The following is a 14,014-nucleotide window of genomic DNA, read 5'->3' as shown; positions in this document are numbered from 1 at the left end:
TCAAATAATTGGGAAGGCATTAAAATTTATTTGGAGAAAAGAAATATAGATGCAGTGCAGAGGGGCATATAAGTCATATATTGTCATCTAGATTAAGTTCAAGACCTATGGGATGGAGTGTAATTGGAGCAGATGAAATGGCACGAATGAGGGTATACAAAGCTAATGGCGGAAGTATAAAGGAATATTATAGGAATACCAGATCTGAAAGAAAAAGAGAAAAAAGAATTTTAGAATTAGATGAAAAAATGATAAATAACGTAAAAAGGACATATAACAATATGGATCCAGATATAATGATAGATATGCCATATATATCAAGAACAGATGGCAGGTGGCTTAAAGGTATGCTTAAAGCCTCATATTTTTAATAACTAACATACTTTAAAATAATATATAAATTAGCCTATCCATTTAGGTTTATTAAGCTTATTTAAAATATAAATTATAGATCGTTACATTGTATAAATACAGGATTAGTATTCTAATATTATTTACAAAATTATTTTTTAATTGTTTTCCAACAATTACTTGACACTATCAATTATAGTATTATATTAGACAATTAAAATGGGATGTATTATAATCAAAATAGGTAAAGTTGGGAGGTGTGTAGATGAATTGCCCATTTTGCAATTATTATGAAACTAAAGTTGTAGATTCAAGACCTACAGATGAGGGACAAGCTATTAGGAGAAGAAGAGAGTGTTTAAAATGTTCTAAACGATTTACTACTTACGAAAAGATAGAAAAGATACCTTTAATTGTGGTTAAGAAGGATGGGAACAGACAACCTTATGATAGGAATAAAATATTAAATGGGATTTTAAAAGCTTGTGAAAAAAGGCCTGTGCCTCTAAACTTAATTGAAGAAACGGTAGATGAAATTGAAAAGGAGCTGTACAATTCTTTAGAAAAAGAGGTAACTAGTCAACATATTGGAGAGATGATTATGAATAGATTAAAGGAAATTGACGAAGTATCCTATGTTAGATTTGCATCTGTTTATAGACAGTTTAAGGATATAAATACTTTTATGGAAGAATTGAATAAATTATTGAATGAAGACTAATTATTTTGATGAGGTGAATTATGACTATAATTGAAAGATATCATAATGGGGCTTTATATTACCAATTTAAAAGATTTAAGGATATAGACTTTATTAACCATTTATTTACTTCCAGAATAGGTTGGAACGATGAGGATTTTGAAGGTAAGATATCAGATATACTACATATACCTAAAAATAACATTATTAGTGTAAAACAAGTACATGGGACAAATATTAAATTAATCGACTCTAAATTGGGGAATTTTGATAATATTTCCGAGCTAGAGGCCGATGGGTTGATTACTGATCTACCAAATATAGTTCTTGCGACTTACCATGCAGATTGTGTACCCATTTACTTTTTAGATAGGGGAAAGAAAGTTGTTGGAATAGCCCATGGTGGATGGCGAGGGACCTTTGAAAACATTAGTGGAAAAATGATAGACATAATGAAAAATAAATATGATTCAAATAGTGGGGATATGTTAGTCGGAATAGGTCCATCAATAGGTCCTTGTTGTTATGAAGTTGGCAAAGATTTAGATGAGAAATTTAGCGAAAAATATAAAGGATTTTCCGATATAATAATTAGAAATGGAAAAATATTTTTAGATTTATGGAAAATAAATTATATGCAAATTGAAGAAAAGGGTATTCCTAAAGAAAATATTGTACTATCTAATATCTGTACTAGTTGTGGAATAGATAAGTTTTATTCCTATAGGAAGGAAAAGGGTACTAGCAACAGGATGATTGCAGCTATTGGATTGATTGAAGGCTTTAAGCATTAAATTATTAGAGGATGATATTATGGGAAAAATGGATTTAAATTTAATTGTCCTGCAAAATATTTTGCAGCATACAGATATAGGAATACATGTAATAGATAAAAATAGAAAGACTGTATTGTATAATGAGGCTATGGCAAAATTAGAAGGTTTGAAGATAGAGCAAGTAATAGATAAGGACCTACTAGATATATTTCCTAGTTTAAACGAAGAAACTTCAACTCTAATAAGGGCATTGACTATGAAAGAGCCTATATTGGACAAGACTCAAACCTATATTAATTTTAAAGGGCAAAATATTATTTCTATAAATTCAACTATTCCTCTATCTTTTGATGGAGAAATTGTTGGGGCATTAGAAATAGCAAAGGACATAACCTATATTAAAAAATTATCAGATAAGCTTATAGATTTGCAACAGGAATTAAAAATTATAAATGGCGAAGGATACAGTAAAGAAAAAATAAAAAACTATACTTTTGAAGATATAATTGGTAGTAACGAAAATATGATTAAAGCAATTGAAATCGCAAGGAGGGCCGCTTTTTCTCCATCATCAGTATTAATATATGGAGAAACCGGTACAGGCAAGGAATTGTTTGCCCAGAGTATCCATTATGGTGGCAGTAGGAGAAATAAACCATTTATAGCACAAAACTGTGCTGCCATCCCAGAAACTTTATTAGAAGGGATATTATTTGGAACTGAAAAAGGGGGATTTACAGGTGCTGTTGAAAGAGAAGGGATATTCCAACAGGCTAACGGCGGGACCCTCTTATTAGATGAAATAAACTCTATGTCCCTTGGATTACAGGCAAAACTATTAAGAGTTCTTCAAGAAGGCTATATTCGCCGTATAGGGGGAATTAAAGATATACCCGTAGATGTTAAAATAATTGCAACTACCAATGAAGACCCGTTGAAAAGCGTTGAAAATGGCACTTTAAGAAAGGACTTATATTATAGATTAAATGTTATTAATATAGACATTCCTCCTTTAAGAGAAAGAAAGGACGATATATTAACTTTAACTAATCATTTTATAGCCAAGTATAATTATATATTGGGGAGAAATATTATTGGCATAGATGGAGAAGTTTTAGAATCTTTTCATAATTATTCTTGGCCAGGCAATGTTAGAGAGCTGGAAAATTCCATTGAGGGGGCTATGAACTATGCTCCAAACAATAGGAAATACTTACAAAAGGAAGATTTTGTATCTTGTTCAAATATATTTAATGATAAAAAAATTATGAAAGATATTATCTTCAGTATGAATAGCCCTTTACCAGATTTTTTAGAAGAAATAGAAAAAGATATAATAAAACAAGCTTTAATAGAGAATGAATATAATATCTCTAAGACAGCAAGAGAACTAGGAATAAAGAGGCAAACTTTGCAGCACAAAATAAAAAAATACCAAAAAACAGCAAAATAGCTTGCACATACACGCAAAATATTTTGCTGTTTTTAAATATCAATATTAATAATTGACAATAAATAGAGGCCATTTTCTGCAAAAATAGAGAAAAAGCCTGTTGAAAAATATTGGCAAGGGATTTGCATATATAAATATGTAAATCTTATAATAAATTTAAATGCGAAACTAAAAAATTTAGGAGGTGTTTTTTTGAGAAAGGAAAATGTAAAGGTAATTCTTTGGGGTATAGGAGCAATGGGAAAAGGAATGGCAGAAATGCTTCTGAACAAGAAAGGAGTAGAAATAGTAGGCGTAGTAGGTAGAACTTATAGACTTGGTAAAAGTATGTATGAGTACTTAGATGTTGAAAGAGGAGACAGGCCAGATATAATTATTGGTGAATACGATAAAGTGATTACTGAAAAAGCAGCAGATGTAGTTATTATAGCCACAGATTCTTTTACAAGGGATACTTTTGACAAAATTAAGTACTGTTTAGAAAACAAAATAAATGTTATTTCTACTGCAGAAGAAATGGCTTATCCTCAGGCCCAAGAACTAGACCTTGCTAAAGAAATGGATAGAATAGCAAAGGAAAATGGTGTCAGCGTATTAGGCACTGGAATTAACCCAGGTCTTATAATGGATTTGCTGGTTATTACTTTAACTGGTGCTTGTATTGATGTGGAAAGTATTAAAGCTGAAAGAGTTAATAACCTTTCACCATTTGGACCAGCAGTAATGCATGGTCAAGGGGTAGGATTGACAGTAGATGAATTTAATAGAAGAGTAAATGAAAATGATTTAGCAGGTCACGTTGGATTTCCTGAATCTATTACTATGATTGCTGATGCATTAGGTTGGAAGTTAAGCGATGAAATTGAATTAAGCAGAGAACCAATAGTATCTAATGTATATAGAAAAGCTCCTCATGCTGAAGTTAAACCAGGAGACGTTGCTGGTTGTAATATGAAAGGGTATGGAAAAGTAGATGGAGAATTAAAGATAGAAATGATACACCCACAACAAGTTGAGCCTCAATTAGAAGGTGGAACTACAGGGGATTATATTACTATTAAAGGTACCCCTGACATAAATATGGCCATTAAACCTGAAATTCCTGGAGGCATTGGAACAATTGCTATGTGTGTTAATATGATACCTCATATAATCAATGCTTCACCAGGACTTAAGACTATGATCGACTTACCAGTACCAAGAGCTATCATGGGAGATATGAGAGATTTAATCGATTAACAATTAATAATTGTAAGGGCGACCTTTGGTCGCCTAATAAAAAAAGAAAGGTAGGGATATGAATGGATGCTAAACGAGACGATTGGGTAAGAATTCATAATATAGTATTGGAAGCTGGAGATAGAGCCCCTAATATACCAGAAGATACACAAAATGTACCTCTTGAATTTTGGACTAAGGGGTTTTTGCTTAACCAGGAAGCTAAGATAGGAGATAAAGTAGAAATCGAAACCTATATTGGAAGAAAAGTGGAAGGGACATTAATAGAGGTAAATCCTTATTATGATCACGATTTTGGAAAATGTGTACCTGAACTATTGTATATTGGTAGACAAGTTAGAAGCTTGATAGAGAAGGATGGTGAATAATATGGCTAAGGATATGAGTTTTGAAGCTGTAATGGGAAGAAATAGCGAGATAATGAAGAAAGCAGTCGGAATAGATTACAATGTTTTTGAATCTGGTAGTATTGCTTTCGATTACGAAAAGATGATGAGGGAAACTGGGTATAGCCTTCAGGAAATAGAAAGAATCCAAAAAGATACTGGAGTAGGGAATACGCCAATATACGAACTACGTAACTTAACTAAGCTAGCAAGAAAATTTGCACCAGCTGGTAAAGGAGCAAAGATATTTATTAAAGATGAAGCTGCTAACCCCTCTGGAAGCTTTAAGGCTAGAAGAGCTGCTACCAGCTGTTATCATGCAGAAAGGCTAGGTTATAAAGGAGTTATTGCTGCTACTAGCGGTAATTATGGGGCTGCTGTTGCATCACAGGCGGCTATGAGAGGATTAAAATGTATTATAGTACAAGAGTGTTACGATTCTAAAGGTATAGGACAGCCAGAAATAATTGAAAAGGCAAGAAAATGCGAGGCTTATGGAGCTGAAGTAGTTCAACTAACTGTAGGACCCGAATTATTCTATACCTTCCTAGTCTTATTAGAAGAAACAGGTTATTTTAATGCTTCATTATATACACCTTTCGGAATAGCTGGAGTAGAAACTTTAGGCTATGAATTATCCATGCAATTTAGAGAAAGGGAAGGTAGAGACCCAGATGTAGTTGTAGTAACTAATGCTGGAGGTGGAAACTTAACTGGAACTGCGAGAGGATTGATAAAAGCTGGAGCTACTGATACTGAGATTGTTGGAGCAAGCGTTAGTCTTCAGGGCCTTCATATGGCAAGTGATACCCAATTTAATAGAAAATCTTTTACTACGGGACATACAGGCTTTGGAATCCCATTTGCTACATGGCCAGATAGGTCAGACGTACCTAGATCAGCGGCGAGACCATTAAGATATATGGATAGATATGTTACGGTAAACCAAGGTTCTGTATTTTATATGACAGAAGTATTGGCACAGTTAGAAGGTTTAGAAAGAGGCCCAGCAGGCAATACATCTTTAGCAGCGGCATTTAAATTAGCTCAGGAGCTAGATGAAGACAAGATAATCGTAGTACAAGAAACTGAATATACTGGTGCAGGAAAACATATCCAACCCCAATTGACCTTTGCTAAGGAAAATGGAATTGAGGTGATAATAGGAGATCCATCTGAAGAAATACCTGGTAAGAATATTATATTACCAAAGGATCCAGGGTATATAAAAATTGAAGAAATTGATTTAAATAGGACTAGAAGATCCTATATTAGAAATTGTATCCAAAATACCAAAATGGAAAAGGTAACGAAAGAAGATTTAGAATTCTTAGTTGAAGATACTAAATCCAATGAAGAATTTGTTAAAAAGGTATTAGACGAATTTGGGGTAGAATATTAGGAGGTAAGGCTATGAAAAGAGAAGATGATTTTCAGAAGAGAAGGAAACATTTAGCTAATTTAAGCGAAAAGGAATTAGAAGCAAGGTTCTGGGAATTAGCTGAAAAGATAGTTGATCCTTTAATAGAATTGTCGCAAAAAAACACTACTCCATCTATTGAAAGATCCGTTTTACTGAGAATGGGATTTTCTAGTTTAGAATCTAAAGCAATAGTTGAAGGGGCAATCGATAGAGGATTATTAGGAAAAGGTGCAGGACATTTAGTATATAGATTAGCAAGAGATAAAAAAATGGATATGAGGGAAGCTGGATTAAAACTAGCTGATGGAGAAATGTGGGATGACCTACTTGACATTTTTAAGGGAGGTGAAAAATAGTGGATTTAAAACCAAATGAAAAATTAGGCATTGAAAATATATTGAAAGATTTAGATAAATATAGACCTAGGAGAAGAGGTTGGACCTGGAGAAAAGGCGTTGGAGAGAAAAGACAAATGGGAAAATTCGAATACTATGATACATCAGAACCCCTTAATAAGAGCCAGCCTTTACCAGCAGCAAAGTATTTCAACAATATTGACCCACAGCCTAAATCGGTAATTACTACAGAAATTGCGTCAGGTAGATTTGAAGATGATATTAGACGAATGAGAATGGCAGCTTGGCATGGTGCTGATCATCTTATGGTGATTAGGACTGCTGGACAAAGCCATTATGATGGCTTAATAGAAGGTACACCCCAGGGAATCGGTGGTATACCAATTACTAGAAAACAGGTAAGAGCCCAAAGGAAGGCACTAGACATTATCGAAGATGAAGTAGGCAGACCTATTAACTACCACTCCTATGTATCTGGAGTAGCTGGTCCAGAAATTGCAGTCATGTTTGCAGAAGAAGGGGTAAATGGTGCTCACCAAGACCCTCAATATAATGTGTTATATAGAAATATTAATATGGTAAGGTCTTTTGTAGACGCGGCCAGTGCTAAGAAGATTATGGCTTGGGCAGATATTGCACAAATAGATGGTGCTCACAATGCTAATGCTACAGCTAGAGAAGCATGGAAGGTAATGCCAGAATTAATGGTACAACATGCTATTAACTCTATGTTTTCTGTAAAAGTAGGTATGAAGAAAGAAAATATTTGCCTTTCTACAGTACCTCCAACAGCACCACCGGCTCCATGTATGAGATTAGATCTACCTTATGCAGTAGCATTAAGGGAACTTTTCTATGAATATAAGATGAGGGCTCAAATGAATACAAAATATATGGAATCTTCTACGAGAGAAGCTACAGTAACCCACGTTTTAAACTTATTGATATCTCAGCTTACTAGGGCTGACATACAGTCTACTATTACTCCAGACGAAGGAAGGAATGTACCATGGCATATTTATAACATAGAGGCAGTAGATACCGCAAAACAAGCTTTTGCAGGCATGGATGGATTAAATGAAATGGTAGAGATAAAAAGGGAGGAAGGGCAGCTAGCAGATAAGGTTAGGGAATTGAAAGAAAGAGCAATACTATTTATGGAAGAGATTATAGAAGTCGGAGGATATTTTAAAGCAGTAGAAGAAGGCTTCTTTGTAGATTCTGGATATTATCCTGAAAGAAATGGAGATGGAATTGCAAGAAAAATTGATGGAGGCATAGGTGTAGGTACAGTATATGAAAGGGAAGAAGATTATATGGCTCCTGTAACTGCCCATTTTGGATATAACAATATAGCCCAGTACGATGAATCAGCTGTAGATAATCCATCTAAATTAATTGATGGTTGTACTTTCGAAGATCCGGATAAAATAATCTATATTGATGAATTAGATGAAAATGACAATGTTTATTTAAGGCTGGAAGAAACAAAAGAGTTAAGAAAGACCTCTAAAATCAAACCTGAAATGGAATGGTTAGGGGATGGGATAGTATTAATGACTCTGTTCTTACCAACAGAGGAAAGAATAGCTGAATTTGCAGCTTTAGAGATTGGCAACAAATTGGGATTGGAAGATTGTGAGGTTATCCATAAAGAAATAATGCAGGAAGCGGAAGGTACAAGGATTGAACTAAAGGGTAGAGTAGATTTTACCATAGATATTAATGATTTAGTAATTCCACCGAAACCAGAAGTATTAACGGAAGATGAGATTAGACAAGATATAGAAGATAGGCCTATGAAAGTAGTAGCTGGTACAGTTGGTGAAGATGAACATTCAGTAGGATTGAGGGAGATAATTGATATTAAGCATGGTGGAATTGAAAAATATGGAATAGAAAGCCATTATTTAGGCACTTCTGTCCCTGTTGAAAAACTAGTGGATGCTGCTATAGAGATCAATGCAGATGCGATTTTAGCATCAACAATAATTAGTCACGATGATATTCACTATAAGAACATGAGCAAACTCCATCAATTATGCATAGAGAAAGGGATTAGAGATCAAATTATACTAGTTGCAGGCGGTACTCAAGTTTCCAGTGAACTGGCTATGAAAAATGGCATGGATGCAGGTTTTGGAAGAGGCTCTAACGGTGATCAAGTAGCAACTTTCCTAGTGAAGAAGAGAAGAGAGATGAAAAATGAAAATTGATCTATTGGTGGCAGAAATAGGGAGTACAACTACGGTAGTAAATGCTTTTAATCTAGCCCCTTGCCTCAGTTTTATCGGGCAAGGGCAAGCATCTACCTCAGTAGTTGAAGGTGATGTAAATATAGGGCTTAAAGATGCCATTGAGGATTTAGCTAATAATTTAGCAATAGACCAGATTGAATACGATGAACTTATAGCAACTAGCAGCGCTGCAGGTGGCCTAAGGATGACTGTTCATGGTTTGGTATATGATATGACGGTTAGGGCTGCTAAAGAAGCAGCTTTAGGTGCAGGAGCCAATATAAAATATATTACTGCAGGGAAGCTAAGGGATTCGGACTTAAAAAAGGTTAAGGAGATAAATCCAAATATTATTCTTATAGCTGGTGGTGTAGATTATGGAGAAAGAGATACAGCTCTTTACAATTCAGAATTAATTGCCCAGTTAGATTTAAATATTCCAGTAATATATGCAGGAAATATTGAGAACCAAGATGAAGTTAAAGAAATTTTTAAAGATAAGAAATCGGAACTATATATAGTTGAAAATGTATATCCCAAAATAGATGAACTAAATATTGAATCAACAAGAAAGGTTATACAACAAGTATTCGAAAAGCATATAACCCATGCTCCTGGTATGCAGAAGGTTAGAGATATGGTTACAGGTCCAATTATGCCTACCCCAGGTGCGGTTATGGAGGCCTCTAATCTACTTTACGAAGAAATAGGTGATTTAATCACCATAGATGTAGGAGGAGCTACAACAGATGTCCATTCTGTAACTGAAGGTAGTGAAGAAATATCTAGAATATTAATAAATCCAGAGCCTTTAGCTAAAAGGACTGTAGAAGGGGATTTGGGCGTCTATGTGAATATGCATAATATAGTTAATATGGTAGGAAAAGAGGAGTTAATTAAGGAATTAGATATATCCATGGAGGAATTAGAAATTTTATTGGAAAACCATAAGCCAATACCCGAATTGGAATTGGAGAAATCCTTTATAGAAAAATTGGCCCTTCATGCAGTTTTAACTGCAGTAAAAAGACATGCTGGGCAATTAAGATATCTATATGGACCTGGTGGTAAGACCACTTTAGCAGAAGGAAAGGATTTAACTCAAGTTAAAACTATTATTGGTACCGGTGGAGCATTGACTCGATTGCCTAATAGGGTAAAAATATTACAACAAATTGCCATAAGTGGTAAGGGTAACGAATTATTACCAACAAAAGAAGCAAAAATATTTATAGATAATCAATATATAATGGCTTCTCTAGGAGTAATGTCAAGAAAATATCCGCAAGAAGCATTAAAATTACTGAAAGATACTCTTGAGTATAAATAGTGTGGAAGGTGGCTGTTCAGATATTTTTAAAAGCAGCCACCATTAATATAGTATATTAATTTTGAAATTTTAGGGGAGGGATTTTGTGTTAAAAGAATGTTGTAATTGTGGGACAAAAATATCATTTCTAAATTTTTATAAACAATATATCTCTAAAAATAGATTTAGATATATTTGTCCAAAATGTAGAAAAGAATATAGAATGAGCATTGGTTCTAGAATAATCAGTGTAGTAATATTTATTCTTTTATATGCTTACTTAGTTTTTAAAAGCAATTTTTCGTTTCCCCTAAAAATGTTTTCGATGTTATTATATATCTTAATATTCGAGCCATTATTATCAATATTATTAAAATGTGAAAGTATAAACAAAAATGTCCCATAATTTTCCAATCGCTTATCTAAAGTACAGGAGGTTATTATGTATTATCCTAAAATTCAAATAGATCTGAAAAAGCTAGAACATAATGTAAAAACAATAATAGATTTATGCAAAAAGAAAGATATAGAAGTAGCAGGTGTTACTAAAGTTTTTTGTGGACATCCTGAAATAGCTAAAGCTTATATAGATGGTGGAGTAAGTTATTTAGCCGATTCCAGAATTGAGAATTTAATAAAATTGAAAGATTATAAACTTCCTAAAATTCTATTAAGATTGCCCATGATATCTGAAGTAGAAAAAGTTGTTGAATATGCAGATATATCTCTTAATTCTGAAATTGAAACCATTAAGGAATTGTCTAGAGCATCGGTTGAAAAAGGAAAAATCCATAAAATAATATTAATGGTTGACTTAGGTGATTTACGAGAAGGGTATTTTGATGAATATGAATTATATAAAGGGTCGGAGGAAATTTTAAAGTTGGAAGGAATTGAATTATTAGGTCTAGGAACCAATTTGACCTGTTATGGCGGTGTTATACCTAGCCAAAAGAATTTGAGAAGACTTGTGGAGATGGGAAAAACTATAGAAGAAAGATATAATATTAAATTGAATATAATATCTGGAGGAAATTCTAGCAGTTTACATTTATTATTAAAGGATAATAAAATCGAAGGTATAAATATGCTAAGATTAGGTGAATCCCTAGTCTTAGGTTTAGAAACTGCTTATGGGAATAGAATTGAAAACACTTATGATGATGTTTTTCAATTAGAAGTAGAGATAATTGAAATCAAAGAAAAACCCTCATTACCTACTGGTGAAATAGGAAGAGATGCCTTTGGTAAAGTTCCATCCTTTGAAGATAAGGGTATTAGGAAGCGAATGATAGTTGCCATAGGTAAACAAGATGTGGATTTTGATACTGTAATCCTACAGGACGCAGGTGTTACAATACTAGGAGGAAGTAGTGACCATCTAATATTAGATGGAACGGATAGTGAGGTAGACTACAAAGTTGGAGATAAGCTCTGGTTTAAATTAAGTTATGGTGGAATTTTAAGTATTATGACTTCAGAGTATGTAAAAAAGGAAATAATATAGTTGGTTGATAATAATGATAATGGATTGGAGGGGAGACCTTTGGTCTCCCATTAATTTTAACTGATTGACTATATATACTATCTATTATAATATGAAATATAAGTATATATTAATGAATAGGTGATAATAATGGATTTATTTACTTTAAATATGGAAAACCAACTAAGAAAGAATGCTCCTTTAGCGGATAGAATGAGGCCAGAGACCATAGAGGAATTTGTGGGACAGGACCATATATTAGGTCAGGGAAAGTTTTTAAATAGGGCAATAAAGGCAGATAGAATAACATCTATGATATTTTATGGACCGCCAGGTACTGGAAAGACTACATTGGCTATGATAATAGCTAATTCAACAAATATGAATTTTGAAAAACTATCTGCAGTTACCTCTGGGGTTAAGGATATTAGGGAAGTGATCCACAGAGCAGAAGAAGGATTAAAACTTTATAACAAAAGGACTATCCTATTTATAGATGAAATCCATAGGTTTAATAAAGCCCAACAAGATGCCTTACTTCCTTTTGTAGAAAGAGGGATAATTATTCTAATTGGAGCAACTACTGAGAACCCATATTTTGAAGTAAATAAGGCCCTTTTATCTAGGATGATGGTCATTCCCCTAAAACCTTTAACGAGGAAGGATATTTATAATATAATTAAAAATGGATTAACTAATAAGGAAAAAGGGTTAGGAAATTATAAGGTCAATATTGGAAAAGAAGCTATAGATTATTTGATAACCATATCCGATGGAGATGGTAGACTTGCTTTAAATTCATTAGAAATAGGAGTTCTTTCTACTCCAAAGGATGACAATGGTATAATTAACATAGATTTGGATACCATAAAGGAATGTATATTGGTTAAATCGGCTAAATATGATAAAGGTGGCGATGAACATTATGATACTGTTTCTGCTTTTATTAAAAGCATGAGAGGTTCAGATCCTGATGCTACACTATATTGGTTAGCAAAGATGATAAATGGGGGAGAGGATCCTAAGTTTATAGCAAGAAGGATAATCATATGTGCCTCTGAAGATGTAGGCAATGCAGATCCTCAAGCGCTGAATGTAGCAGTATCCGCCTTTAATGCAGTCAATGTAATAGGTATGCCAGAAGGCAGGATTATATTAGCCCAGGCAGCTGTTTATGTAGCTTGTGCTCCAAAAAGTAATGCTTCCTATATAGGTATTGATAAGGCCCTAGAGGATATAAGAAACAAACCCATAGGAAAAGTGCCAAATCATTTAAAAGATGCATCTTATAAGGGTGCTACTAATTTAGGCCATGGAAAAGGTTATATGTATCCTCATGATTATGATAAGGCCTATATAAAACAACAGTACTTACCCGACGGGTTTATAGGAACTAAATACTATGAACCTACAGATCAAGGCTATGAAAGGATAATCAAAGAACGTTTATCAAAATTATTTGACAAAGATAGTTAATATATTTATAATAATGATAACATTATGTTCATATAGACTGTGATAGGAAGAGTAGATATAAGAGGTAGTCCTAGGGAATCGGGAAAAGTGAAACCCCGATACGAAACTTATATTGAAGAACATCCTGGAGTTTCTAACCGAAATCCTAAGGGAGAGTAGATTTAGACGGATTCCTACCGTTATCTTTGGATTGGAGTGGCTATTTTTAGCAATTAGGGTGGTACCGCGAACCTTTCGTCCCTTTCGGATGGAAGGTTTTTTTATTGACTATATATAAGTAATTGCGAAACTCTTTCTAAAAACTGAATAATAGGAATATAGATCCTTCAAAAAAAGAGTTTCAAGAATGGAAAGTGGAATCCAAGTGAAAGTTTAGCGAGAACTAAAAGTTGTTCTTAAAAAAGGGTACACAAAATAAAGGTATCAAATTTCTAGAAAAATGAATATCTAAAATAAATACCTAAGCAATTAATGGTTTTAAACTTCTGATGTACTCGTGCTTATGTATTTTATCAGCAAGGACAACAGTAATTAATTGTGTGATGCCTGCTAGTAGTAAATCGGCATGAATGGTTTTCTCATTTTGGGTTTTACGTCCAGCAATACAGAAACTTTCTTTAAAATGATTTATGGACTGCTCTACTACTGAACGGATTTTATAAACTTTATCCCATTCTTCTGTATCACGAAGAGTCCCTGGATAAGCACGAAGATCCTTTTCAGGATAAACGTAGATCATTCTTCCACAAGGTGATGAAGTACAGGGATTGTCACAAAAATGACGTCTTCGATATTTACCGTCATCACATTTAGTCCATTTCA

General features: G+C 33.6%; 11 protein-coding genes, 2 pseudogenes and 1 other annotated feature. Of the genes and pseudogenes, 12 read left to right on the top strand and 1 reads right to left on the bottom strand.

Annotated elements, in window-relative coordinates; genetic code table 11:
* The 12 genes and pseudogenes from CUL_RS20305 to CUL_RS0109160 all read left to right on the top strand — a co-directional run.
* Positions 1-185, top strand: a pseudogene (locus CUL_RS20305) (UPF0236 family transposase-like protein); the annotation flags it as partial.
* 431 nt (positions 186-616) lie between these two features.
* Positions 617-1,072 (top strand): transcriptional regulator NrdR, encoded by a 456-nt coding sequence (nrdR, locus tag CUL_RS0109210; protein WP_005585882.1) that lies wholly within the window; start codon positions 617-619, stop codon positions 1,070-1,072.
* A gap of 20 nt (positions 1,073-1,092) precedes the next feature.
* Positions 1,093-1,845 (top strand): peptidoglycan editing factor PgeF, encoded by a 753-nt coding sequence (gene pgeF, locus CUL_RS0109205; RefSeq protein WP_025641311.1) that lies wholly within the window; start codon positions 1,093-1,095, stop codon positions 1,843-1,845.
* 19 nt (positions 1,846-1,864) lie between these two features.
* Positions 1,865-3,280 (top strand): sigma-54 interaction domain-containing protein, encoded by a 1,416-nt coding sequence (locus CUL_RS0109200; RefSeq protein WP_005585880.1) that lies wholly within the window; start codon positions 1,865-1,867, stop codon positions 3,278-3,280.
* 192 nt (positions 3,281-3,472) lie between these two features.
* Positions 3,473-4,519 (top strand): 2,4-diaminopentanoate dehydrogenase, encoded by a 1,047-nt coding sequence (gene ord / locus CUL_RS0109195; protein WP_025641309.1) that lies wholly within the window; start codon positions 3,473-3,475, stop codon positions 4,517-4,519.
* 62 nt (positions 4,520-4,581) lie between these two features.
* Complete coding sequence (ortA, locus tag CUL_RS0109190) at positions 4,582-4,887, top strand: 2-amino-4-oxopentanoate thiolase subunit OrtA (protein ID WP_005585877.1); 306 nt, start codon at positions 4,582-4,584, stop codon at positions 4,885-4,887.
* A gap of 1 nt (position 4,888) precedes the next feature.
* A complete protein-coding gene (gene ortB / locus CUL_RS0109185; protein ID WP_005585876.1) occupies positions 4,889-6,307 on the top strand; it encodes a 2-amino-4-oxopentanoate thiolase subunit OrtB in 1,419 nt (472 codons plus the stop codon).
* An 11-nt stretch (positions 6,308-6,318) separates the two neighbouring features.
* Complete coding sequence (locus tag CUL_RS0109180) at positions 6,319-6,684, top strand: ornithine aminomutase subunit alpha (RefSeq protein ID WP_005585875.1); 366 nt, start codon at positions 6,319-6,321, stop codon at positions 6,682-6,684.
* Positions 6,684-8,900 carry a D-ornithine 4,5-aminomutase subunit OraE gene (gene oraE, locus CUL_RS0109175; protein WP_025641303.1) on the top strand — a complete coding sequence of 739 codons (2,217 nt, stop codon included), beginning with the start codon at positions 6,684-6,686 and terminating at the stop codon, positions 8,898-8,900. The genes CUL_RS0109180 and oraE overlap by 1 nt, the downstream gene beginning before the upstream one ends.
* Positions 8,890-10,251 (top strand): GlmL-related ornithine degradation protein, encoded by a 1,362-nt coding sequence (locus CUL_RS0109170; RefSeq protein ID WP_025641301.1) that lies wholly within the window; start codon positions 8,890-8,892, stop codon positions 10,249-10,251. The genes oraE and CUL_RS0109170 overlap by 11 nt, the downstream gene beginning before the upstream one ends.
* A 421-nt stretch (positions 10,252-10,672) precedes the next feature.
* On the top strand, positions 10,673-11,737 hold the full coding sequence (gene orr, locus CUL_RS0109165) for an ornithine racemase Orr (RefSeq protein ID WP_025641299.1): 1,065 nt from the start codon (positions 10,673-10,675) through the stop codon (positions 11,735-11,737).
* Positions 11,738-11,866: 129 nt separating this feature from the next.
* Positions 11,867-13,192, top strand: a complete 1,326-nt coding sequence (locus CUL_RS0109160) for a replication-associated recombination protein A (protein WP_025641297.1) — start codon at positions 11,867-11,869, stop codon at positions 13,190-13,192.
* A gap of 30 nt (positions 13,193-13,222) precedes the next feature.
* Positions 13,223-13,437: a binding site (T-box leader), on the top strand.
* A gap of 304 nt (positions 13,438-13,741) precedes the next feature.
* Here the strand turns inward: CUL_RS0109160 and CUL_RS0109155 are convergent.
* Positions 13,742-14,014, bottom strand: a pseudogene (locus CUL_RS0109155) (ISNCY family transposase); the annotation flags it as partial.

Source organism: [Clostridium] ultunense DSM 10521, from assembly GCF_000511955.1.
Lineage (GTDB): Bacteria > Bacillota > Clostridia > Tissierellales > Tepidimicrobiaceae > Schnuerera > Schnuerera ultunensis.
Note: the sequence above shows the minus strand (reverse complement) of the source record. Positions and strands in the feature narration are given on the sequence as shown.

Bases quoted from the DNA above. Each gene is read 5' to 3' on its own strand.
- ortA (WP_005585877.1), top strand. From the start codon at position 4,582: ATGGATGCTAAACGAGACGATTGGGTAAGAATTCATAATATAGTATTG.
- pgeF (WP_025641311.1), top strand. From the start codon at position 1,093: ATGACTATAATTGAAAGATATCATAATGGGGCTTTATATTACCAATTT.
- CUL_RS0109160 (WP_025641297.1), top strand. From the start codon at position 11,867: ATGGATTTATTTACTTTAAATATGGAAAACCAACTAAGAAAGAATGCT.
- orr (WP_025641299.1), top strand. From the start codon at position 10,673: ATGTATTATCCTAAAATTCAAATAGATCTGAAAAAGCTAGAACATAAT.
- ortB (WP_005585876.1), top strand. From the start codon at position 4,889: ATGGCTAAGGATATGAGTTTTGAAGCTGTAATGGGAAGAAATAGCGAG.
- nrdR (WP_005585882.1), top strand. From the start codon at position 617: ATGAATTGCCCATTTTGCAATTATTATGAAACTAAAGTTGTAGATTCA.
- CUL_RS0109170 (WP_025641301.1), top strand. From the start codon at position 8,890: ATGAAAATTGATCTATTGGTGGCAGAAATAGGGAGTACAACTACGGTA.
- CUL_RS0109180 (WP_005585875.1), top strand. From the start codon at position 6,319: ATGAAAAGAGAAGATGATTTTCAGAAGAGAAGGAAACATTTAGCTAAT.
- CUL_RS0109200 (WP_005585880.1), top strand. From the start codon at position 1,865: ATGGGAAAAATGGATTTAAATTTAATTGTCCTGCAAAATATTTTGCAG.